Here is a 21,961-nt window from a genome sequence, read left to right on the forward strand (position 1 = left end):
GCCGGAAGCGGCTTACTGGGTTCCTTCGGCGTACCAGGTGCGGAACTTGTCGTATTTGGGCATTTCCTCGGAATTGGCCTTGGGATCGATGGGAACGTGGATGACAGTCGGCCCGCCGCGCGCATAGGCGCGGGCAATGGCAGGGCCGATCCCGTCTGCCGTCGCGACGTACTCGCCATAGGCGCCCAGACCTTCGGCAATCTTGTCAAACCGCACCTTGTCGCTCCAATGGGTGCCGGTCTCCGCCGTGCCCTGACCGAAGGTGCGCTTGTAGACGCCGACTTCCAGCCCCCACTGGAAGTCGACCGCCACAATGCAGACCAATGGCAGGTTACGGCGAACCGCAACCTCCAGCTCTGCGATGTGGAACAGGAAGGAGCTGTCGGATGTCACCAGCATACCGGGGCGGGTCTTGCCGGTCTCGGCAATGTCCGCCAGCATGGCGCCGGTCGCATAGGGCAATCCGGTGCCAATATGGCCGTAATTCTGGTTCCAGATGACATCATTGGGTTTGCACTGGTTATAGGTCCATCCGAAGATCACGGATGCCCCGCCATCGCGGATCATGATGCCATCCTTGGGGAAGGCCTTGGTCGCCTCGACGATGAACCGCGATGTGTGGACCGCAACATTGCCGGTTCCGTCGCTCTTGGTCAGTGATTCTGCGGCGAGTTCGTCGAGCTCCGCCTGGCCATCGTGCATGAAGCGGGCGAGATCCTCGCCCGCCGCGCGGCCTTCGCCCAGCGCGCGGGTCAGCTGCGGCACAACCGCGCGGACATCGCCGACCAGCGGCACGTCGATCGGCCGGTTGACGCCGATCGCCGTTGGATCCTGCTGGACATAGATCCACTTGCGGTTGGCCTCGCCTGCATACCAGTGCCGCCATTTGCCGAAATGAACCGGCTCGCCCAGCTCCGTGGCCAGCGCAACGACAAGGTCCGATGCCTCGACCGCCTCGATTGATGCATCGGAAAAGACGTACTGGAACGTGCGGTCCTCGATGCCCTTGATATAGCTGGTACCGCCCGATGTCTGGATGACCGGGCAGTTCATCTTCAGGGCTAGCTCGCGCACGGCATCGCCGGACTTGGTGGTGTGGACCGCGTGCCCGACCAGGAGGATCGGGTTCTTAGCCTTCAGGATCAGCTCGGCGGCTTCCGCGATGCGGTCACCGTCCGCGCCCTGGTTGGTCAGGCGATAGCGGTGCGGCGGCAGCACCTCGGGTACGTCGAGTTCTTCAAGGATGATGTGCGAGGGGTATTCAACATAGGTAGGTCCCGGCGTGCCGGACATCGCAACGCGGATCGCTTCGCGGATCACTTCGTCGGTCTGGTCTGCATATTCGATCGCGCCTGAGTATTTGACGCTGTCCTCGATCATCGGCTCCTGCCGGACGAACTGGATGCGGCCGCGCCGGACGCGGCGTTCGGTCACGCGGGCGCGCTGGCCGCCCAGAAAGATCACGGGCGAGTTCTCGACCTTGCAGCACTGGATGGCGGGCATCATGTTGGCGAGGCCCGGGCCCAATGTGCCGAAGCAGACCGCAGGCTTGCCTGTGATCCGTGAGGCTGCCTCTGCCATGAAGCCGGCTGCGGCCTCATGATGCGGCGAAACCACGGTCCATCCCCGCGCTTCGGCCTCCAGGCACAGATGGACGAAATTGGGGTCGGGAATGCCGAACAGGGTCTTGATGCCCTCGGCCTCCAGCAGATCCAGAATCCGTTTGTAGACCGGCGTTCCGCCTGCCTTGACCTTCAGTTCTGACGTTGCGGTGACGGGCTTGGTGTTAGCCGGCTGGGGGTCTTCATAGCTCATGTGATAATCCTCGGACCGCCGGTTCCCATGAACTCGGCAAGGTTGCGGTGGGCGTTGATAATCTTCTGTTCCTGGTGCGGGTTGGGTAGCGCGCCTTTGAAACCGCGCGACTTCATGCCCTTGTGCACCCATTTCATGTTGGCAAAGTCCTGGGCGAGGACCTTGCCCCATTGCTCTTCGGTCGGCTCGGCCATGACCCATTCGGTCGCAGGCTCTTCGCCATCGGGAAATCGTTCGAGAGCATAAGCCTCGAAAATGCACAGGTCGGGGTTGTCGCCATAGGGCCGCGCCCGATAGGCCAGCGCGAATGTCACACCCTGCAGGATGTTCTGGTTGGGAAACAGCGTCCAGGCGAGGCCAGCTTCTGCCATGACTTCGGGCGGGATTTCGGGCCAGATGACCCCACGCGCGGCGTCGTCGGCCTTTGCCGAAGCCATCCAGTGCGCCATCACCTCGCCAACGGTGGATCCTTCGGGCAACTCGTCCTGCAATCTTCGTGCAGCGTTGATCAGCGTGTCGGTGGACGCGGCATAGTTGATCGTGGTGTAGTTCTCGTGTGCCAGCTCGTATGTCGAGATGCGCGGGTCGGCGCCCTTGCCGGCGCGGCTGACCGAGCCGCCCTGACTGGTGGTTTCAGCCGATTTGCGCTGGTCGAAGCCGGATACGCTGTGCAGCCCGTACTGCTTGGAATAGGCGTAGAATTCGGCAAAGGCGGTCAGCTGGTGGTGGGTTGCGGTGGTATGGTATGGCTCCATGAACGCCTCGATCGAGGTCTTCCAGTTGGCCGGATAGATGCACCACTGCCGCCATTTGTAGCGCATCTTCTCGAACTGGAAGTGCGACAGGATGCGGCCCGCATCGCCCAGGAAGTCCTGAAGGCTCTCGGCCTCTTCCTCGCGCTGGTCGACGTAAATGAACCCACCCCAGGTATCGACACGCACGGGCGTGAGCGAGGTGCATTCGGGGTTGAGGGCACCATGCCAGTCATCCTCGTCGAGGATGTAGGTGTTGCGGCCCTCGATGTCATAGGTCCAGCCGTGGAACCCGCAGATGAAGTTGCGGGCATGGCCGCGCACGCCATTGCTGCCCTCTGGCACGTCGATCAGCTGGCGGCCCCGGTGCGCGCACACGTTATAGAATGCCTTGATGGTGTCTGGGGCGGTGCGGATGATGATGATCGAGTCATCGCAAATGTCGTAGGTGATATAGTCGCCGACGGTCGGAATGTCTTCTTCGCGACCCGCCATCTGCCAGACGCGCGGCCACAGCCGCTGTTTCTCGGCCCGCGCGTAGTCGGCGGAGAGAAACGGCTCGGTCCCGTACGTGACGGCGCGTTCGGCATCCAGATCTGCCGGCGTGATGTTGCTTATGCTCATGCCGTCAACGCCATCCCTTCCATCGCGCCAGTCTCGCGCCATTGCGCCAGCATCGCCTCGAAATGATCCCAGCCATGGCCCCAGCCGGGGAAGAGCGCCCATTTGGGCATTGTTTCACCCTCGTTGTTGAAATAGCCAGGCGGGCAGCGCGCCTGCATCGCCGAAACGTCGATCCGGATTTCAGTATAGGCCCTGACATAGGCCGCTTGTGCCTCGCTGGTCGGCTCAACCACCCGCGCCCCGCGTCGTGTTGCCTCGCCGACGATCCAGGCAATATGGGCGCACTGGCTGCCGAAATGCTCGGTGACAGATGAATTGATGCCGCCTTGGATGTACCCGATAAAGCCCATGTTCGGGAAACCGTGGGTCATCGTTCCGTGCAGCGTCGAAGGGCCGTTGCGCCAGTGGTCATAGATGGACAGCCCGTCGCGGCCCTCGAAAACCGGGATGCTCCAGCGCCGTTCGAGATCGGACGTCACCTCAAAGCCGCTGGCAAAGATCATGCAGTCGACCGCGTGCTCGACCCCGCCAGCCATGAAGCCTTCCGCGGTCATCGCCTCTAGCCCCTGCGTCTCAGACACGTCGACAAGCGTGACGTTGGGGCGGTTGAACGCGGGATAGTATTCGTCGCTGGAGAGCGGACGCTTGCACATGTGGTAGTAGTAAGGCTTCAACGCCTCGGCCGTTTCGGGGTCATCGACCAGTTCGTCGCAGCGCGCGCGCAGCCGCTCCATGACACGGAAATCCATCTCCTCGCGCTTGGCGAGGAATTCGTCCATCGTCAGCTCGCGGCCCAAAGCTGCGACCTCCGCTTGGAGGTTGCGGTTTATTTCGGTCCAGATATCGCAGATCAGGTCGGCCTCGCCGGGGCGGAAAACCTCCTGCGCACCGCGGTGGAAATTGGCGATCCGTTCCTTCTGCCAGCCGGGCTGGAGCGAGCTGGCCCATTGCACATCGGTGGGCGGGTTGGGGCGCTTGTCGACGGTCGAGGGCGTGCGCTGGATGACGTAGAGATGCTTGGCGTGGCGTGCCAGTGGCGGAACCGTCTGGATTGCCGTGGCCCCGGTCCCGACGATGGCGACCCGCTTGTCTCCAAGCCTGTCCAGCTGCGGGTTGCCGTAGCTGCCGCCGGTGTAGCCATAGTCCCAACGCGACGTGTGGAATATCTTGCCCTTGAACTGCTCGATGCCAGGAACATTGGGCAGCTTGGGCATGTTGAGCACGCCCGATGCGACGATCACGAAGCGCGCGCGGATGGTGTCGCCGCGATTGGTGGTGATCCGCCAGCGCTGGATAGTATCGTCCCAGGTCAGGCAGGTGACCTGGGTGTGGAAAAGCGCCCGTTCGGCAAAGCCCGACCGTTCGGCGACCTGGCGGGCATAGGCCTGGATCTCGTGGCCATCGGTGAACTTCCGCGAAGGCATGAAGCCCATTTCTTCGAGGAACGGCAGGTAGCAATAGGCATCGTTGTCGCACTGCACGCCGGGATACTGGTTCCAGTACCACACGCCGCCAAAGTCGCCTGCGGTATCGATGTTCCGGAAGTCCGTAACACCCTGTTTAGTGAGATGATGGCCCGCCATGATGCCACCCCAGCCGGCGCCCAGAACGATCGTCTCGATGTCCTCGTCGATGGGTGCGCGCGGTTCGACCGGCTTGTAGGGGTCGACCGAATAGTCGGGCACGAATGCGCCTGTCGGCCGGACATATTGTGCCTGCCCCTCGCTGCGCAGCCGCCGCTCGCGCTCGACGCGATACTTCTCGCGCAAGGCGCCGAAATCGATTCCATCGGCTGGCGGGGTGGTGGTTGGCTGGCAGGTCATCTGGTGTCTCGGTCTTTCATGCAGGGCATCGTCATGTATCGGGCGCGGTGGCGAATCCACCTGAAAGCCCTTTTGCGCGGGTGAAATCGCCGGTGCGGTAAAGCACTGGCATGCGGGGACAGCGCCGCATCGCGCCGGCGATTTAGAAGCCTTTGCTCAAACTATCCCCCTGCGCCGGCCCTTGCTTCTGTAAGACGATGGCTCGGTAGCAGCGAAATTGGCGACGATGGCGGCATCGTACAAATGCAACTGGGAGGCGTTTGTGGGAATGCCATCGGACATGACAGGAAAGGCGGCGCTGGTAACGGGTGCGGGCGGCGGTCTGGGGCAAGCCACAGCTGTTGCGCTTGCGAGGGCTGGCGCCGATGTGTGCATCGTCGATATCAAGGCCGATGGGCTTGCACAGACTGCCGCACTCGTCGAGACATCGGGTCGGCAAGCCGTCGTGCATATTGCCGATCTTGGCGTCGCGGAAAATTGCGCTGCCTGCGTGACAGCAGCGGTGGACCGGTTGGGTAGACTGGATGCGCTGTGCAATGTCGCCGGGATACTCAGGCTGGCAAACAGCCATGATATGCCGCTGGCGGACTGGAACCTGGTACTGGCCGTCAATCTGACCGCGCCGTTCCTGCTCAGCCAGGCTGCCATTCCGCACCTGCTGAAATCCAACGGCGCAATCGTCAACGTGGCGTCGCTCGCGGCGCATATCGGCGAGGCCTATGCTGCGGCGTATTGCGCGTCAAAGGCAGGGCTGGTGCAGATGACAAAGTCGAGGGCAATGGAATTCTTGAAGCAGCCGATCCGCATCAACGCGATTTCTCCGGGCGGAATGGCCACCCCAATCGGCGCGAGTTTCGTGCCGCCCGCCGAAGCCGATGCGGAATTGCTCGCGCGTTTCCGCCCGATCAGGGGACTGGTCGAGGTCGCGGATATGGCCGAAATGATCGCATATCTCGCATCCGATGCGGCGCGCGGGTTCCACGGGGCGATCATCCAGATGGACAATGGGATAACGGCAGGATGACTATAGCTGAGCGAGTTAACGTCTCACCCGGAGAGTTTCGCAAGCACTGGCCGCTGGTCATGGCGGCCTCCGCCGGTTTCGGGTTCAGCGCCATGGTATCCGTGACCACCGGCCTGTTCATGGAGCCGCTGGGCAATGAATTTGGCTGGGGACGGGCGCTTCAGGCATCGGGGGCGTCGATCACGGCGGTGCTGACCTTTGCGATGTCGCCGTTTTTCGGAATGCTCATTGACCGCTGGGGAACACGCTGGATGGCACTGGTCGGCATCGTCTTTGCCAGTCTTGTGATCTGCAGCTTCAGCCTGGCAAACGGATCTCCCGTTCAGTGGATGATGTTGTGGGCGGTCTATGCCTTTGCTGGGGTGATGATAAAATCCACCGTATGGACAGCCGCGATTTCCAGCGTCTTCAAGGAAGGCCGGGGGATGGCGCTCGGCCTCACGTTATCGGGTACGGCGGTTGCGCAGATCATATTCCCGCCGCTGACCGACTGGCTGATCAACACCTACGGCTGGCGCGGCGCGTGGATCGGGCTGGGGCTGGGTGGGGGCGCATTCACGTTCGTGATCTGCCTGTTCTTCTTCATTGATGGCTATGCCATCGCCAGATCGAAGCAAGCAATGACGGGAGAAAAGGCAAAGGGGCCGCTGCTCGATGTGCCGGGCCTGTCGATTGCGCAGGCATGGCGTGATACTGCACTGTGGCGCATCGGCCTTTCGACATTCATCATGATGGTCGTAACGATCGCGCTCAACGTCCACCAGTTCGAGATTTTGCGGGCAACCGGCATAACCCGCACCGCTGCCGCTTATTACTCCAGCATCGCAGGCTTTGCCGGTATTGCGGGCAAGCTGATTACCGGCGCATTGCTGGATCGCTATCACGTGCGCTGGGTCGGCGGCCTCACTTTGGGCATGACGACGGTGGCGTTCGCCCTGCTGCTGCTGCCGAATCTTTCCCCTCCAATCATCGTCGCAGCAATGGTGGTGAACGGCTATTCGGCCGGAACCAAGCTTCAGGTCGCAAGCTATCTCACCTCAGCTTATGGGGGCTTGCGCAACTTCGGCGCGATGTTCGGTGTGATGGCCAGCCTGATCGCGGCGGGTTCCGGGCTCGGGCCTGTCGCTGCAGGTCTGATATTCGACAGCTATGGCTCTTATGACCCGTTCCTGGTGATCGGCATTGTCGCGTCAATCGTGAGCAGCGGGCTCATCATATCGCTCGGCGCATATCCGGTTTGGGGAAGTAGCAAAGACATAAGCGAGAAAAGCACATGACACATTGCAACACCGATGTCCTGTTCGAACCGGTGCGCTTGGGTCAGCTGACCCTGCGCAACCGTATTGTCATGGCACCGATGACCCGAGGCTTCGCGACAGGCGGCATGCCAGGCACCGCGCATGTTGATTATTACGAGCGCCGGGCCAGGGGTGGCGTCGGCCTGATCCTGACCGAAGGAACAGTGGTTGACCGACCGGCTGCCCGCAACGAGCCGGGTATTCCCTTCTTTCACGGCGCCGCACTGGAAAAGTGGCGGCCCGTTGCCCAGGCAGTTCATCGAGCAGGCGGTGCCATCGGCCCGCAGCTCTGGCATGCGTCTTCGGTCGAAAGCAAGACCAGCGATTGGGCACCCGAGAGCCCGGTTGAAAGCCCATCCGGTCTTTCAGCTCCCGGCTTTCCGCGCGGCGTTGCGATGACCCAGGAGGCCATTGCCGACACCGTCGCGGCCTTTGCAAAAGGCGCTGCGGACGCAAAGCGGCTCGGCTTCGACGTCATCGAACTGCATGGCGCGCATGGCTATCTGATCGACCAGTTTTTCTGGAGTGGCACCAATTTGAGAGACGACGGGTATGGCGGTGCGACCCTGAAGCAGCGGTCGCGCTTTGCTGCTGAGATGATTGCCGCTGTTCGCGTGGCGGTCGGGCCGGACTTCCCGATCATATTGCGCGTCAGCCAGTGGAAGCAGCAAGATTACTCCGCGCGTCTGGCCGAAACCCCTGCGCAGATGGCCGACTGGCTGTTGCCGCTTGTCGAAGCGGGTGTCGATGTTCTGCACTGTTCGCAGCGACGGTTCTGGACCCCGGAATTTCCCGAAATAGATGGCCCGGAAGGACTCAACTTTGCCGGTTGGGCCAAAAAGCTGACCGGCGCTGCCACCATAAGTGTCGGCTCGGTCGGCCTGTCGGGCGATTTCATCAATGTCTTTTCCGGTGAGCGTTCCGAACCGGCCAGCCTTGATCGGCTGGTCGCGCGGATGGAGCGTGGAGAATTCGACCTTTTTGCGGTCGGACGAGCGCTGATTGTTGATCCTGACTGGGCAAGCAAGGTGCAGCACGGCCGCGTGGATGAGCTTTGCCCGTTTGATGTCCAAGCGCTTGCCAGCTTTGTATGAGCAGAGGGATAATGTGATGCCTGCCTATGTTGTGTTCATCCGGGATCAGCCGCCGCACGATCCTGAGCAAATGTCGGTTTATCAGGCGATGAACCGGCAAAGCGTGCCTTCCTCTTTGCCTTTTGGTATCAAGCCGCTCGCTGTTTATGGCGCGACGGAGGCTTTGGAAGGGAAGGCACCGGATGGGACGGTGATCCTGCAATTTCCGAGCATGGCGAAAGCCAGGGCCTGGTATAACAGTGCAGAGTATCAGGCCGCATTACCTTACCGCCTGAATGCCAGCGATTATCGCGCCTTCATTATCGACGGCTTGGGAAGCTGAGCCAGATGACTCTCGGCATGGTCGTTGGTTCGTATCGCCAGGCATGTTACCTTATCCTGGGCACTCGTAAATGTGGCTATGATGTCAACTCTGTAGGTCAAGACACTCAATCTGCATTGAAAAAATCCATGCTCCAGTCGCCCTTTGCGCGGCCGGAAAAATGCGGGGCGCTAAATTGCATACCCAGGAGCCCTTGCGACCAGTCGACGGACTTACCCCAGTCTTGATGCCAGTCGTATAGCATCGTCCGGCTTGCGATCCGCCAGAAACCTTCCCTTAGTGTCAGCCGGTCAAGATAGCGCCCGCCAATGACTACATCATGTTCTTCACCAGCGCCGTAGTCGATGCGGTGGTAGGAAGTAACCTGCGTCTCAACCAACGCGGTATCGCCGCAAAGTTCGATATGGCTCTGGCCCAACTGGTGCTGGGTATTGCTGATGGCCTCCGATCCTGGGATAACCCAAGACAGATAGTCTGCGAACGCACCAGCAAAGACGCCAAAATCAAGGCGCGCATTCGCACAGAAGGACGACTCGATCATGAGGGCGTCTCTCCTGTCTTCGCCGCGGGCTACACGAGCAATGCAGGCCCGGATTTCCTCGCGGGCAATAATGTCTTCGATCGTCATTTTCATGCAGCAATCCTGACGATTGCGCCGGATACTGTCCATGCGGACCGAGGCTCGCAATCGCATATCGCTGTGGCGTAGTAGCCTGCGAAAACACCCACAAATCAGAACTAAGGCTATAGAAACATGGCTGATAATTGATCGGAATCCACGACAGACCTGCGCGCTAAGCAACACCTGTGTCGTTTAACATTTCGCTGGGGCGATGAGCGTCGCAGCGGCAATAGCAAATCCTCCATATCTCCAGTAGGCCTGGCCTCAAATCCGGTCGTTCAAGTTCCGGCAAGATGACAAAAAGGGAGAGTGTGATGAGGGGATCTTGCGCCAGGCAGTCTTTATATGCTGCAACCGCGTTGTGCGCAGCATGGGCAATACCTGCATTCGGACAGGAAGCTGACGAAGCCGCCGACGAAGGCGGCAAGAAGGAAGACATCGTCGTCGTCGGTACACTCATCCGCGGAACCACCGCCGTCGGATCGCAGACCCTCAGCGTTGATTCCCAGGAAATCATCGAGCGCGGCGCAAGCTCCACCAACGAACTGCTGGGTGCCATCCCGCAAATCTCAAATGCCTTCAACGGCCGTTTCGAAGTTGATCCACGCGGCGTCGTTGGCTCGGGCACGTCGATCAACCGCCCCAATCTGCGCAATCTGCCAGGGGTCAACCAGACGTCGGGCGGCCTTACGCTTGTGCTGATAGACGGCATGCGCGCGACGCCGCTGGGTGTAAACCAGGCATCGATCGATCCTGACGTCCTCCCCGCTGCCGTGATCGAAGGTCTCGATGTGGTGACCGACGGCGGGTCGTCGCTTTACGGTGCCGATGCGGTCGCCGGTGTCATCAACTTCCGTACGCTGCGGAAGTTTGAAGGTATCAAGGTCGATGCAAACTACGGCTTTGGCACGACAATCGATGCCTATGACGTCTGGGATGCCTCAATAACGGCCGGGCAAAGCTGGGCAACGGGCAATGCTTATGTTTCGGTGACCCATTCTGAGCGCAATGGCATTCTCAACGGACAAACCGATTGGGCATCCGGCCAGGTTTTCGATGCCCAGGGTAATGCGCGGTTCAGCTTCACCCAGTGTCCCAATCCGGTCGGTACCGAAGTCCGCTTCTTCAAGTTCGGGCCTGCGGCCAACCAGTTTACCAGCAACCCTGCGGCTCCCGGAGCAGGGACCTTCCCGATCGGAACGCCTTGCGATGCGACGGCTGGTGCGACGTATCTGCCAAAGCAAGAGCGCACGAGCGTTTTTGCGGCGTTGTCCCAGCAGGTTGCCGACAACATCGATCTTCGTGTCACTGCCTACTTCACCAAGCGCGATACCGACATTGCGGTTTTCCCGCGCGGCTTCACCACAGCGGCACAGGTGTTTGTCCCTCCGGCAAACAACCCGCCTCCCGGCACGATCGTTACAATTCTGGGCGGCACCAGCTTTTCGTTTAGCCCGAATGCAGCCTATGAGAACACGCCGAACGAGGTCGGCTTTGAAACGTGGGGCGTGACACCTGAACTGACCTTCGACGTCGGTGGGGAGTGGCTGGTGCGCTCCAGTGCGCATTTCGGTCGTTCGACCAACTATCAGTCGTTTCCCAATGTTGACACGGTGAGAGCGCAGGCTGCGGTAAACGCAGGTTTGCTCAATCCGCGCAACGTCGCTGCGGCGAGTGCGGACGTCATCAACAGCATCACCAACTTCACCAATGCCCAGGAGACGACGCAGGAACTCTTCATGTTCCGGACTGTTGCGGATGGTCCTCTGTTTGCTCTTCCCGGCGGAGATGCGAAGCTTGCCGTCGGCATCGAATATCAGGACAACAACGCCGAAAGCCGCCTGTCGCAGGGGCCATTTGGATCGATTTCGGCGGTGCCGTTCATGAAGTCCGTGCGCAACGCCAAATCGGTGTTTGCTGAAGTTTCACTGCCGGTCTTCTCGTTTATCGATCTAAACGGTTCGCTCCGCTTTGACGACTATAGCGACTTCGGTTCGACGACGAACCCCAGCATCGGGTTCGACCTCAAACCCGTATCGTGGCTGAGCATCTATGGACACTGGAACACGTCATTCAATGCTCCAACCGCGATTGACAATCTGGCCATAGGAACTGGCCGTTTTGCTTGCGGCATCTACGTCGCGGGCAGCACCAACCCGGCGCAGCGGCCGGTCGATCCGCTCGGTCGCGACACAAGCCGACAGGGCACCTGCGCCCTGGTGCTCCAGGGTTCACGCCCTAATCTGCGACCACAGACCGCAGAAAGCTATGCGATTGGCTTCAACGCCACGCCGATGCAGGGGCTTCGTTTCGGCGGTCAGTTCTACTCGATCGATCTCGATAACGCGCTTGGTGCGCTCAATCCCTCTATCGTGAGCACCTATACTACCAACCCTGAACTCTATACCTACAATGTTACCGCTTCTCAGTATGCAGCAATCCTGGATAGTTTGACGAACGGGGCGGCTTTGGGTGCTCAGCAAGTGGCCTCCAATATCGGTCTGGTAGTTGATACCCGGATCACCAACCTGAACGCCGCAACGATTGAAGGAATCGACTTCAATCTGTCCTACCAGACCGAAAGCAGCATCGGTCGCCTGGCGTTTGGCGTCAGCGGCACCAAGCAGACCAAGGCAATCTTGACCACTGGTGGCGTGACTACCAACCAGCTTGGCATTGGATCGCCCGAATTTTCTGCAACCGGCTTTGTCGGATGGAACAACGGGGCGTTTTCCGCTCGGGTAACGCTCAATTATTCTGGCAAGTTCCGGGACCAGGCGGTCAATAATCTGGGGCAGGTCGAAGTGGTCGATCCATTCGTTACAGCTAACCTGTTCTTTGGCTACGACATCGGTGAGTCGGGCGGTGTTCTTAATGGCACGTCGTTCAGATTGATTGTCGACAACGTGTTCGAGGAAGAGCCGCAGACGATCCGCCGCGCCAACACCAACAATCTGAGCTACAACAACTTTACCCTTGGTCGAGTTATCAAGCTCGGGGTTTCCCGCAAATTCTGACACTCAGCCTTCAGTCTTTTCTCCTGCCCAGGGGCCGATGGTGAACCATCGGCCCCTTTTTTTAACCATCGGGCGGAGATCATGAATGAATCGACCGCTCCGCATCGCCCTATCGATGCTTTCGCCAGCCTTCTGGACGCGAGCCGAAGCATTGTGCAACGCGGCATGTAACGTGGGTTATGCGAGGTAGAGACATGCGGCAGATCGATCATTTCATCGTCGGAAAAATGCCCCCGGCCGCGCGCTTTGGCGATGTCCTTGATCCCAACAACGGCGGCGTTCAAGCACGGGTAGGCCTGGGCGATGCTGCCGTGCTGGCACAGGCGGTTTCGGCGGCGCAGGCTGCGCAGCCTGCCTGGGCAGCCACTAACCCGCAGCGCCGTGCGCGTGTCATGTTCCGTTTCAAGGCGCTGATCGAAAGACACATCGACGAACTGGCGGAGATGCTGTCAGCCGAGCACGGGAAAGTGATCGCCGATTCCCGCGGCGACATCCAGCGTGGCCTTGAGGTGGTGGAATTCTGCTGCGGCATTCCTCACGCTCTCAAGGGTGAATACTCGCAAGGGGCGGGGCCGGGGATCGATGTGTATTCGATGCGCCAGCCCATCGGCATCGGGGCAGGGATCACGCCGTTCAACTTCCCGGCAATGATCCCGCTATGGATGGGCGCGGTCGCCGTGGCTGTCGGCAATGCGTTCATCCTGAAGCCTTCCGAGCGTGATCCCAGCGTGCCCAATCGGCTTGCCGAACTGTTTCAGGAGGCAGGGCTTCCCGCCGGAATCTTCCAGGTGGTTCATGGCGACAAGGAGATGGTTGACGCCATCCTGGACCACCCGGCCATCGCCGCAGTCAGCTTCGTGGGATCGTCCGATATCGCCCAATATGTCTATTCGCGGGGCGTCGCGGCAGGCAAGCGTGTCCAGGCCATGGGCGGGGCGAAGAACCATGGCATCGTCATGCCCGATGCCGATCTGGATCAGGTGGTGAATGACGTCTGCGGCGCAGCATTCGGTTCGGCGGGCGAGCGCTGTATGGCGCTACCCGTGGTCGTCCCGGTAGGCGAAGAAACCGCCGAACGGCTGCGCGAAAAGCTGGTGTCGGCCATCCACGCGCTGAAGGTCGGCATCTCGACCGATGCCGATGCGCATTTCGGGCCAGTCGTCACAGCGCAGCATAAGGCGAAGGTCGAAGGCTGGATTCAGACTGCGGTGGACGAGGGGTCCGAGCTGGTGATCGATGGTCGCAATCTGGTGCTGCAGGGGCAAGAGCAGGGCTTTTTCATCGGCCCGACGCTGCTCGACCATGTCACTGCAGATATGGAAAGCTACAAGCAGGAGATTTTTGGACCTGTTTTGCAGATCGTGCGCGCGCCGGATTTCGAAACCGCGCTCGCGCTACCAAGCCAGCACCAATATGGCAACGGTGTCGCAGCCTTTACGCGAAACGGCCACGTAGCGCGGGAGTTCGCTGCGCGTGTGAATGTCGGCATGGTCGGCATCAATGTGCCGATCCCCGTTCCGGTCGCCTATCACAGCTTTGGCGGTTGGAAACGGTCCGGCTTTGGGGATCAGAACCAGTACGGAATGGAAGGCGTCCGCTTCTGGACCAAGGTCAAGACCGTGACCGCCAGGTGGCCCGATGGCGGTGATGATGCCAGCAACGCGTTCATCATCCCGACCATGGGGTAAAGGCGGGGCATCACGCTCAAACAGGAGAGGGCCGCAGCATGTCGATGCTGCGGCCCTCTTCATTTACTGTGGGTAGCGCGTCTGGGGTAAAAGCCCGGCCCTTGCGCTTGCCCGGACTGGCTCTTTGCAGACGGATCAATTTCAGGCAGGCTTGCTGGGCAGTTCCGCGATAGCAGTACCAAAGGCTGAAACCTCGTCACGATGCGTAACGGCCTGCTGCTGGATTTCGACGTACTTCTTGCCGTTTTCCTCGAATTTGCGGATCACCTGACCGTCGATGAAGATTACGTCGCCATCGGGATTGTGGCGGCGGATCTGGCACTTGGATTTGTGCAGGAAGCCATCATCGCCAATCCAGTTGGTAATGTGGTGTGTCAGCCAGCTATTGCGTTCCGGGCCGTAATCATACGCACCTGGAGCGCCCACTTCGAGAGCGAAGGCTTCGTCCCAGTGCACGCGCTCGGGGCAATCGGGCACGTTGAAGCGGTTCTTGATCCCCAGGCCGGGGTGCGCCTGCTGCATCTGCCAGGCGAGCTTGTTGGCGCGGATGTAAAGACCGCCCCAGCCCTGCGCGTAGCAGATGAAACCGGTGACCGTCATCGGCCCCTTCATCATGCGCGGCAGTTCGTCGCCGACCTTGACGTCTTCCCAATAGCGCGGGTTTGCGCCGCGGATTTCTTCGTTGGCGTAGAGTTTGCCCCACTCGGCAAGCTGTTCGTCGCTCAGCTGTTCGACGCGGCCGCGGCTTTCGGTGTACTTGGTGCCTTGTTCGCGCGCGATATCACGATCGGTGCGAAACACCCAGCTGTCGGCTTCTGCCACCATGTCGCCATGCTGGTTGAAGAAATCGACGTGATAGATCTGCTGGAATGAACGTCCGGCAAATTTGGTCTGATGCTCGATCAGGTCCTTGAGATACGCCTCGGTGCGAATGGTATCGTTGCGCATCACCGGCTTGTGCCAGGTCCAGTCGGCTCCGGCCCACATCGCATGCACGCCCGACAGGCCGCCACAATAGCCCGATATTAGGCGGCTCGTGGTGAACAGGAAGCTGGGAAGCGCGACGACATCGCCATATCTGGTGGTCTTGGCGTAATTCGGGTCGCACCACAGCGGATTGTCGTCGCCAATGCCATGGGCGTAGTGGCGAATAGCATCTCGCGTTGCCTCATAGTTCCACGGCTCGACGGTGTTTTCGATCTTCACGCCGATACGCGTGCGCAAATCATCCAGTCCTTGCTCGGTGATCTTGGGAAATTTGGCTTCGGCCATTTGGTCTTCTCCTAAAAAATGGATGGCTGTTGTGTAATCGTTGAGGGGGCAGGCTCCTGCGCTAGGGCACGAGCCCGGCAACCGTCAGGCGCTGCCCCTGGTATTCCGCAAAGCCGCGCGTCTGCGGATTGCCGGCGGCGTCGGGTTCGAAGATCAGCCCTGCGGGGTGGTCGCCACCCAGCGGCCCGAATGTCACGGTCAGGTCCATTGCGCCCGCTGTCTCGCCGGTCAGGGTGAGCTTGGCGGAATAGGTCGAATTTCCGCGCGGATTGACGTCCGTGGTTTCGCTGCCGCTCCAGACATTGCGGCCGTCGTCGCTGTAGTCGACATAGGTCTTTTCGATCCTTGCCGCCGTGCGTCGGAAGGTGATGTGACCGGACGACCTTCCGAACACCTTGACATCGATATCCTGCGAGCGGCCGACGAGCGCGGGTATCACCGACATGTCCGACGATGCATAAGGCAGTTCGCTTGGCGTTGCCTTGGCCGGCACGGCAGGGCCGGCGCGGTAATCGGGCAACTCGACGATCTGGATGCGCTTGGCGGTGCGTCCTCTCAAGCCCTCCACCCAAGAGGCGCGTTTGCTGCCGGGATGCCAGGACATGGGCGAATAAAATACCCAGTCAGGGCTCGTATTCAGATTGGTGCCCTGATAGCCCGGCTGCGTCATCGAGGTCTTGATATCGATCAGCGCGGGACCGACATTGCCCTCACGCGCCTTGCGAACACCGGTGACGCTGTGCGTGTAGGCGAACATGTTCAGGCCCATGTTGAGCGTTGCCGGATGCGGGCGCGGCACCAGACCCAGTATCGCCAGATCGGTTGCAGGCGAGAAGCGCGTCGACATGGTGATGCCCAGCTTTTCGTCGGGCGAAAAGATCGTCGTTTCAGTGTAGCTTGGCGTGTCGGTGACGGGCTTTACGGCACCGGTCGCAAGATCCTGGATGGTCGAATTGGCCAGAACGCGATTGAGGCCACCGGCGAACGACAACGCGGCCCCTCCGTTGACGAATTGCTTGACCTCCCCGCCGCGGAGCGGTTCGGGAATCACGCCATCTGGATGCTGCGGGTCCGGCTTGAAAGGCTCGAGCGTGCTGATGATTTGCGGTTTGGAAATCACATAGCCTTTGCCCGTTTTCACCAGTTCGCCGGTCATCACAACCGCCGCGTAATTCGACAGCAAGGTCGTCCAGGAAATCGTGCGGTTGTCGGGTGCAACGACAATTTCAGACCATCGGTGCGCGATGTTCGGGCCGTCGGCAACTTCCGGCGGGAATGTTACGGGAAGGATTTCAGGATTCCGGCAGCGTTCGAGGCTCCGGCGGCATTCGATGATGAAATCACCGGTAAAGATCCGCCGATTGTCGGCGAAAACCATGTAGCGCAGCCCGTTATCCTTGGCCCGCTCGGGAATTTTCTGCTTGAAGAAGACGCGCATGCCCGTGCCATCATCGTTGATCGTGGCAAGCGTGATGTCGCGCGGATTCTCTGCGCCACTGGTCATGATCGCGAGCAGCAGCTTGCCCGATGGCGTATAAGTCGCGCTGTCGATCGTGACATCTTCGGGCAGGGGCACGGTACGGACGATGTGACGACCAGTTGCGGTGTCGTCCGGGACGCTGGCCAGAACGGGGGCTGCGGCGAATATCGCCAGCAGGGTACTGAGTGCAAGTTTGGCGCTCACAGCGTCTGCTCCGGTGTTATATCTGCAAGCCTGGCGGCCTCGCGGTCGCGCAGGACCTTGCGGTTGACCTTTCCAGCGGGTGTTTTGGGTAGCTCGCTGACAAACTCCACGATGCGTGGAAATTCGTGCTGGGCCAGTTTCTTCCGCGTAAAATCCTGCAGTTCCCTGGTCAGGGCGTCGCTGCCTGCGACATTGGCGATGACAAAGGCCTTCACCACCTGTCCGCGCTTTTCATCGGGTGCGCCGATCACCGCACATTCCAGCACGTTGTCGTGCTTCAGCATGGTGTTTTCGATCTCTACGGCAGACATCGTCCAGCCAGCCGAGATGATGACATCATCAGCACGTCCGCAGTGGTAGAAATACCCATCGGCGTCGATCTTTGCGCGATCCTTGGTCGTTTCCCATTGGCCGCGGCGCCAGAGCATCAGCTCTCCGATTTCTCCGGGCGCCGACATGCTGCCATCAGGGCGTTGGACCTCCAGCCGCTGGCCAGGAATTGCCTTGCCCAGCGAGCCCGGCTTGACGTGAAAATCCTGTGCACCGGGATAGTTGACCAGCACCACGCCGATCTCGGTGGTGCCGTACATCGAACATGCGGGGGTCTTGAAATGGCTGTCGATCCAGTCGAGCGTAGCCGGATCGATCGGCTCGCCGGTGTAGCTCAGCTTTTGGAAATGGAAGGTGTAGTCGTCGCCTTTGCCCGTGTTCTTCATCATGCGATAATGGGTCGCGGCGGCGCTCATGTTGGTTATGCCAAAATCGTCGAGCGCCTGCATCAGCCGGACGGGATCAAATCGGCCTGCAAAGGTTCCGGTCGTCACGCCCAGCCCCAGCGGCGCGAGCGTGCCATGCCAAAGTCCATGGCCCCACGCGGGTGACGACGGGCAGAAGAATTCGTCTCCTGGGCGGATGCCGGTGCCATAGAGCGCCGCGAACATGAGCGTTACCAGCGCCTTGTGAGTATGCTTCACCGCTTCGGGCAATTCGCGCGTGGTGCCACTGGTGTACTGGAAAACGGCAAGATCGTCCGCGCGTGTTCGAGGTGTATATGTTGCTGGGAAATGAGCGATCGACGCGAGGAACGTGTCATCGGCAACGATCACGGCGGGTTTGCCATCCTCGTTAACGATGCTGCGTGCCATATCGGCCTTTTCGGCATTGGTGACCAGCATCGCCGGGGTACAGTCGCCCACGCGCAGGCGCAGCGCATCCGGGCCGAACAGCGTGAACATGGGGACGGATATCGCGCCGGTCTGCATCGCGCCAAAGAGGCAGACGTAAAAGGCGAGCGACGGCTCCAACATGAAGGCGATCCGCTCGCCAGGCTTTATACCCTCGCTGTCCAGCCAGTGCGCGAAGCGTGCCGCACCGGCATGGATTTGATCGAAGCTGAGGATTTCATCAGCGCCGTCGGAGTGGGCGATCCGTACTGCTGCACGTCCGCTCCCGTCCGCATGGCGGGTGATGCACTCGTGAGCGATATTCAGTTTCGTGCGGTCGCCATCAAACAGCGCCCAAAGGGCATCCATCGATGCATGCTGCTGGGCGTCGGCATAGCTTGAAAGGTCAGTGAGTCGGATCATGCGGACGCTGTCCCACAAGCGCCTTGCTGTTGTAAATAATGAATGCTATTCAATATATCGAATGACTGACAGCAAAGCCCCCGCCATCGCCCGCGCGGCCGCAATTCTGCGGCTTCTGGGCAAAAGTGACACGCCGCTGGGTGTGAACACTATCGCCCGGGCGTTGGGCCTCGTGCCGTCAACCTGCCTGTACGTGCTGCGCGCGCTGACGGAGGAGGAGCTGGTGGCTTTCGATCCCGACACCAAACGTTACACTTTGGATGCCGGCGTGCTGACCCTGGCGCGCGGATGGTTGCGCCGAAACCGGTTTGCCGATGTGATTCAGCCAGCGCTCGATCGGCTGTCGCGCGACTATAATGTCACGATGCTTGCGGTTCAGGTCGTCGGATTGCAGCACATGGTGGTTGTTGCGACATCGCAGGGCAGCGCGAATTTTCAGTTGTCCGCGCATGTCGGCAGCCGTTTTCCCGCGCTGATCAGCGCAACGGGGCGGTGCATCGCGGCCTTTGGTGGCTACCCGTCAGGCGAACTGGAACGCCGCTTCCACAAGCTGCGCTGGGACAATCCGCCAACTTATGCCGACTGGTGCGAGCAGGTCGCCGAGACGAAACGCCAGGGGTATGCACTCGATCGCGGCCATTACATCGCGGGTGTCACCGTGATCGCCGCTCCGGTCACCAATGGCAGGGGCAGTCTGAGCCACGCTCTGGTCGCGGTGGGCCTGGCCAGCGCGGTTGAGCGCGCCGGCGTTCAGACCATAGGTGAACACCTGTCCGCCGCGGCCCGAACAGCATCAGACAGGCTGGACCAGGGCTAGCCCTTTACGGGAATGGCGAACCGTTCGATGTAATCGGCAAAATGGCTGTAAACCTTGTCGCGGGTAAGACCATAGTCCTCTAGCGCGTAGGCATGTTTGCCGTGTTTGCCCTGCGGGTTGCTGTCCAGCATGTTCTGCATCGCGGCGGCCGCATCATCGGTCAGCGCATCGCCGAAATGTGTATAAAGTTTGTGCATCTCGCCAATGGGGTCGGCGGTCAGTTCCTTGTACTGAATGTGATGGATCGACCCCGCTCCGTGCTTCGCTTCATAGGCGAGCGTGCGATCGATCATGGCGCCAAAAGTCTCGAGCGACACCTCTGCAACCGCAATCGGGTCAACATCTTCGCTGTACAGCTTGCGAACTGCGTAAACGAGCGAGCATGCCGACGCGACGACATCTGCAGGATCTCGGTGGGTCATGACCAGCTGTGCATCGGGATAGATCTCGGTCAGCGCATCGAGATACAGCGGATGCCAAGGGTTCTTGAAGGTCCAGTGGCCCTTGTTGTCCTGTTGAAGCAGCTGCATCAGCCGCTTGTGATAACGGAACGCGGCGCGGTAATCGGTCTTCATGAACCACGCGTGATAGCTCGGGACGTCGTATTGAGAGTCATACACCTGCGAGCAGAAGGTCGGCGACATCGCAAACTGGCATTCGCACGATGAATCGGCATCTTCATGATGCATCGCCGAAATGTGAGGCACGTACTTCAGCGACATGTCGAGCTTGGCCTGTTCGGCATGATAGCGGGGGTCGCTGCGCAGCTCGCCCTTTGCTGCCGGCGGCGCGCTTGCAAACGCCTCCCACCGCATGAAGCTGCGCCGTGCCGGATCCGCCGCCAGGAGGTTGATCGCAAGCGTCGTGCCGGTGCGCGGCAGGCCGAAGACGAATGTAGGCTTGACGATCGGCGCATCCAGCAGTTGGGGGTGCCGGGCCAGATGGTCCTCAACCTGCAGGCGGTTGACCAGCGTGGCGACAATGCTGGCCGCAACGCGCCCTGATGCAGCTTCGGTCAGCCTGGCTTCGTCGTTCAAGGCCTTGACCAGAACATCGAGACCTTCGCGGAAGCTGGGGTCGCCAAAGTCGGACAGGCCAGCCTGTGCTGATGCTGCGGCCAGCAGGGTCCCGGTATCCAGTGCGGTCACGGTCATTGTCATGGTCATCGTTATCCCGGTTTCTTCATGAGTTCGATTTCGGCCTTGGCCGTCGCCAGCACGCCGCCCAGTTGATTTTCCATCCTGCAGTCTACTGCGATCATGTGGCGGCCATCGGCATCGACATATTTGTCAAGGATGTTGCCGGTCATGATGGTGATGTCGCCGGTCAGTGCGGGGCTGCGATAGTTGGCGACCGAGTGGCGCACCATGCCCCATTCGCTGGCCCATCCGGCCAGATAGTCGGTGATCCATGCCCCCATCGATGCACCATAGCCATAGCCGCGCGGCATGCCGATATAGCGTGCCCAGCGCGGGAAAAGGTGTCCGCGCGACGGGCCGATGTACGCACCATCGGTGTTTTCTGGGTTGTTGGCCTCTTCGGTCGGGTCCTGCTCGGGGCCTGCCATGGGGCCGACAAAACCCAGCATCGCCATGTCGAGATCAGTCCGGCGGTGCATCGATCCCCATTGGGTGAAGGTGTAGCTGCGCCATTCGGTGGTGAAGCTGACAATCGAGTGCGGGCCGAACACGCGCTCGGGCAGCGCGGTTCCTGCTTCGACATCATCCCAGTAGCGCGGCGAGTGGCCCAGATCGTGCAGCATCTTGATCCAGGTGTATTTGCGCGCTTCAAGGGCTTCCAGCTCATCATCGGTCCACACCGGATCATCATATCCTTCGGTGGTTCCGGACTGGCTGGCCTCGCCTGCCTCCTGCGAATAGCGGATCGAGGTCGAGCGCTGCTTGGCGACCAGATCTCCGTGCTGGTTGTAATAGAAATTGTCCCCGCGCTGGAAGCAGGTGGGGCCGGCAAACTTGGTTTCCTTGATCGCGTAATCGAACGGCACCCGCTCGTTCCAGATCCGGTCTCCTGCGCGTACGACCGGGCCGTAGAACCACCATTCATCGCCGCCGAACAGCATGTGCGAGTTGGGGATCAGCCCGATGCAGCTTGGGGCCGAGCCATGGCCATCGTCCATGGTGACGGGGAAGCTCTGCGGCGCAATCAGACCGCCATGGCGGCTCTGCATCGCGAACATCGCGTCATAATGCAGCCGGTTTGGATAATGCATGGCCTGCACCCAGCGGCGGATGTCGTTGTTGGCAAAGGGATCGATCATGCGCGCGGGCTGCATCGGCTTGCCCATGTAGTTGTCGAGATCCGAGCAATCCAGTTTCGGTGTGGTCATCAAGATCCCCTCTCAGCGGCGTGTCTGTGTGTGAGCCTTTTCCGTAATCCGTCGCGCCATAGAAGAAAGCCCCGGCGGCGATCCATCGCCTGGGCCGGGTGTCATATCGCACCCGCGCTATTGGCGGCGCTTGGCGGGCCGCAGTATGTCCGCACGGGCGATAATGACGGCCTTCA

At 60.4% G+C, this 21,961-nt stretch carries 16 protein-coding genes; 7 read left to right on the top strand and 9 right to left on the bottom strand.

Going from position 1 to position 21,961, the window contains the following annotated elements:
- Positions 1–12 precede the first annotated feature (12 nt).
- Genes BSY18_RS04730 through BSY18_RS04740 form a run of 3 tightly spaced genes read right to left on the bottom strand, consistent with a single transcriptional unit; the run spans position 13 to position 5,014 of the window.
- Positions 13–1,815 carry a thiamine pyrophosphate-binding protein gene (locus BSY18_RS04730; RefSeq protein WP_069049825.1) on the bottom strand — a complete coding sequence of 601 codons (1,803 nt, stop codon included), beginning with the start codon at positions 1,813–1,815 and terminating at the stop codon, positions 13–15.
- Entirely contained in the window at positions 1,812–3,191 is a 1,380-nt protein-coding gene (locus tag BSY18_RS04735; protein ID WP_150126207.1) for an aromatic ring-hydroxylating oxygenase subunit alpha, read from the bottom strand. Before BSY18_RS04735 ends, BSY18_RS04730 begins: the two co-directional genes overlap by 4 nt.
- Positions 3,188–5,014: a flavin-containing monooxygenase gene (locus tag BSY18_RS04740; RefSeq protein WP_069049826.1), complete on the bottom strand. Its 1,827-nt coding sequence runs from the start codon at positions 5,012–5,014 to the stop codon at positions 3,188–3,190. The genes BSY18_RS04735 and BSY18_RS04740 overlap by 4 nt, the downstream gene beginning before the upstream one ends.
- Positions 5,015–5,294: 280 nt before the next feature.
- On the opposite strand from BSY18_RS04740, the gene BSY18_RS04745 reads away from it, so the two are divergent.
- Genes BSY18_RS04745 through BSY18_RS04760 form a run of 4 tightly spaced genes read left to right on the top strand, consistent with a single transcriptional unit; the run spans position 5,295 to position 8,752 of the window.
- On the top strand, positions 5,295–6,038 hold the full coding sequence (locus BSY18_RS04745) for an SDR family NAD(P)-dependent oxidoreductase (RefSeq protein ID WP_236823449.1): 744 nt from the start codon (positions 5,295–5,297) through the stop codon (positions 6,036–6,038).
- On the top strand, positions 6,035–7,315 hold the full coding sequence (locus tag BSY18_RS04750) for an MFS transporter (protein WP_069049827.1): 1,281 nt from the start codon (positions 6,035–6,037) through the stop codon (positions 7,313–7,315). The genes BSY18_RS04745 and BSY18_RS04750 overlap by 4 nt, the downstream gene beginning before the upstream one ends.
- The gene (locus BSY18_RS04755) at positions 7,312–8,430 is read left to right on the top strand and encodes an NADH:flavin oxidoreductase (protein ID WP_069049828.1); all 1,119 of its coding nucleotides are present in this window, start codon (positions 7,312–7,314) and stop codon (positions 8,428–8,430) included. The genes BSY18_RS04750 and BSY18_RS04755 overlap by 4 nt, the downstream gene beginning before the upstream one ends.
- Positions 8,402–8,752 carry a DUF1330 domain-containing protein gene (locus BSY18_RS04760; RefSeq protein ID WP_236823450.1) on the top strand — a complete coding sequence of 117 codons (351 nt, stop codon included), beginning with the start codon at positions 8,402–8,404 and terminating at the stop codon, positions 8,750–8,752. The genes BSY18_RS04755 and BSY18_RS04760 overlap by 29 nt, the downstream gene beginning before the upstream one ends.
- Positions 8,753–8,858: 106 nt before the next feature.
- Here BSY18_RS04760 and BSY18_RS04765 read toward each other — a convergent pair whose 3' ends face one another.
- On the bottom strand, positions 8,859–9,386 hold the full coding sequence (locus BSY18_RS04765) for a nuclear transport factor 2 family protein (RefSeq protein ID WP_069049830.1): 528 nt from the start codon (positions 9,384–9,386) through the stop codon (positions 8,859–8,861).
- Positions 9,387–9,667: 281 nt separating this feature from the next.
- Between BSY18_RS04765 and BSY18_RS04770 the strand changes: the two genes are divergently transcribed.
- Together BSY18_RS04770 and BSY18_RS04775 are read left to right on the top strand one after the other, a co-directional pair.
- Entirely contained in the window at positions 9,668–12,391 is a 2,724-nt protein-coding gene (locus BSY18_RS04770; RefSeq protein WP_083231309.1) for a TonB-dependent receptor domain-containing protein, read from the top strand.
- Between the two features lie 194 nt (positions 12,392–12,585).
- Positions 12,586–14,079 (top strand): CoA-acylating methylmalonate-semialdehyde dehydrogenase, encoded by a 1,494-nt coding sequence (locus BSY18_RS04775; protein ID WP_069049832.1) that lies wholly within the window; start codon positions 12,586–12,588, stop codon positions 14,077–14,079.
- Positions 14,080–14,220: 141 nt separating this feature from the next.
- Here the strand turns inward: BSY18_RS04775 and BSY18_RS04780 are convergent, their stop codons facing one another.
- The 3 genes from BSY18_RS04780 to BSY18_RS04790 all read right to left on the bottom strand — a co-directional run bounded on the left by BSY18_RS04780 (position 14,221) and on the right by BSY18_RS04790 (position 18,621).
- On the bottom strand, positions 14,221–15,351 hold the full coding sequence (locus tag BSY18_RS04780; protein WP_069049833.1) for an FAS1-like dehydratase domain-containing protein: 1,131 nt from the start codon (positions 15,349–15,351) through the stop codon (positions 14,221–14,223).
- A gap of 61 nt (positions 15,352–15,412) precedes the next feature.
- A complete protein-coding gene (locus BSY18_RS04785) occupies positions 15,413–17,035 on the bottom strand; it encodes a hypothetical protein (RefSeq protein ID WP_069049834.1) in 1,623 nt (540 codons plus the stop codon).
- Positions 17,032–18,621 (bottom strand): acyl-CoA synthetase, encoded by a 1,590-nt coding sequence (locus BSY18_RS04790; protein ID WP_069049835.1) that lies wholly within the window; start codon positions 18,619–18,621, stop codon positions 17,032–17,034. The genes BSY18_RS04785 and BSY18_RS04790 overlap by 4 nt, the downstream gene beginning before the upstream one ends.
- A 61-nt stretch (positions 18,622–18,682) precedes the next feature.
- Between BSY18_RS04790 and BSY18_RS04795 the strand changes: the two genes are divergently transcribed.
- The gene (locus BSY18_RS04795) at positions 18,683–19,438 is read left to right on the top strand and encodes an IclR family transcriptional regulator (protein ID WP_069049836.1); all 756 of its coding nucleotides are present in this window, start codon (positions 18,683–18,685) and stop codon (positions 19,436–19,438) included.
- Here BSY18_RS04795 and BSY18_RS04800 read toward each other — a convergent pair.
- Together BSY18_RS04800 and BSY18_RS04805 are read right to left on the bottom strand one after the other, a co-directional pair.
- Positions 19,435–20,598: a sulfotransferase family protein gene (locus tag BSY18_RS04800; RefSeq protein ID WP_069051700.1), complete on the bottom strand. Its 1,164-nt coding sequence runs from the start codon at positions 20,596–20,598 to the stop codon at positions 19,435–19,437. The two genes, BSY18_RS04795 and BSY18_RS04800, sit on opposite strands and share 4 nt — an antisense overlap.
- Before the next feature lie 8 nt (positions 20,599–20,606).
- On the bottom strand, positions 20,607–21,785 hold the full coding sequence (locus BSY18_RS04805; protein ID WP_069049837.1) for an FAS1-like dehydratase domain-containing protein: 1,179 nt from the start codon (positions 21,783–21,785) through the stop codon (positions 20,607–20,609).
- Positions 21,786–21,961: the final 176 nt, after the last annotated feature.

The sequence above is a fragment of the Blastomonas sp. RAC04 genome (assembly GCF_001713435.1).
In the GTDB taxonomy this organism is placed as follows: Bacteria; Pseudomonadota; Alphaproteobacteria; order Sphingomonadales; family Sphingomonadaceae; genus Blastomonas; species Blastomonas fulva.

Bases quoted from the DNA above. Each gene is read 5' to 3' on its own strand.
- BSY18_RS04730 (WP_069049825.1), bottom strand. From the start codon at position 1,815: ATGAGCTATGAAGACCCCCAGCCGGCTAACACCAAGCCCGTCACCGCA.
- BSY18_RS04735 (WP_150126207.1), bottom strand. From the start codon at position 3,191: ATGAGCATAAGCAACATCACGCCGGCAGATCTGGATGCCGAACGCGCC.
- BSY18_RS04740 (WP_069049826.1), bottom strand. From the start codon at position 5,014: ATGACCTGCCAGCCAACCACCACCCCGCCAGCCGATGGAATCGATTTC.
- BSY18_RS04745 (WP_236823449.1), top strand. From the start codon at position 5,295: ATGACAGGAAAGGCGGCGCTGGTAACGGGTGCGGGCGGCGGTCTGGGG.
- BSY18_RS04750 (WP_069049827.1), top strand. From the start codon at position 6,035: ATGACTATAGCTGAGCGAGTTAACGTCTCACCCGGAGAGTTTCGCAAG.
- BSY18_RS04755 (WP_069049828.1), top strand. From the start codon at position 7,312: ATGACACATTGCAACACCGATGTCCTGTTCGAACCGGTGCGCTTGGGT.
- BSY18_RS04760 (WP_236823450.1), top strand. From the start codon at position 8,402: ATGTCCAAGCGCTTGCCAGCTTTGTATGAGCAGAGGGATAATGTGATG.
- BSY18_RS04765 (WP_069049830.1), bottom strand. From the start codon at position 9,386: ATGAAAATGACGATCGAAGACATTATTGCCCGCGAGGAAATCCGGGCC.
- BSY18_RS04770 (WP_083231309.1), top strand. From the start codon at position 9,668: ATGACAAAAAGGGAGAGTGTGATGAGGGGATCTTGCGCCAGGCAGTCT.
- BSY18_RS04775 (WP_069049832.1), top strand. From the start codon at position 12,586: ATGCGGCAGATCGATCATTTCATCGTCGGAAAAATGCCCCCGGCCGCG.
- BSY18_RS04780 (WP_069049833.1), bottom strand. From the start codon at position 15,351: ATGGCCGAAGCCAAATTTCCCAAGATCACCGAGCAAGGACTGGATGAT.
- BSY18_RS04790 (WP_069049835.1), bottom strand. From the start codon at position 18,621: ATGATCCGACTCACTGACCTTTCAAGCTATGCCGACGCCCAGCAGCAT.
- BSY18_RS04795 (WP_069049836.1), top strand. From the start codon at position 18,683: ATGACTGACAGCAAAGCCCCCGCCATCGCCCGCGCGGCCGCAATTCTG.
- BSY18_RS04800 (WP_069051700.1), bottom strand. From the start codon at position 20,598: ATGACAATGACCGTGACCGCACTGGATACCGGGACCCTGCTGGCCGCA.
- BSY18_RS04805 (WP_069049837.1), bottom strand. From the start codon at position 21,785: ATGACCACACCGAAACTGGATTGCTCGGATCTCGACAACTACATGGGC.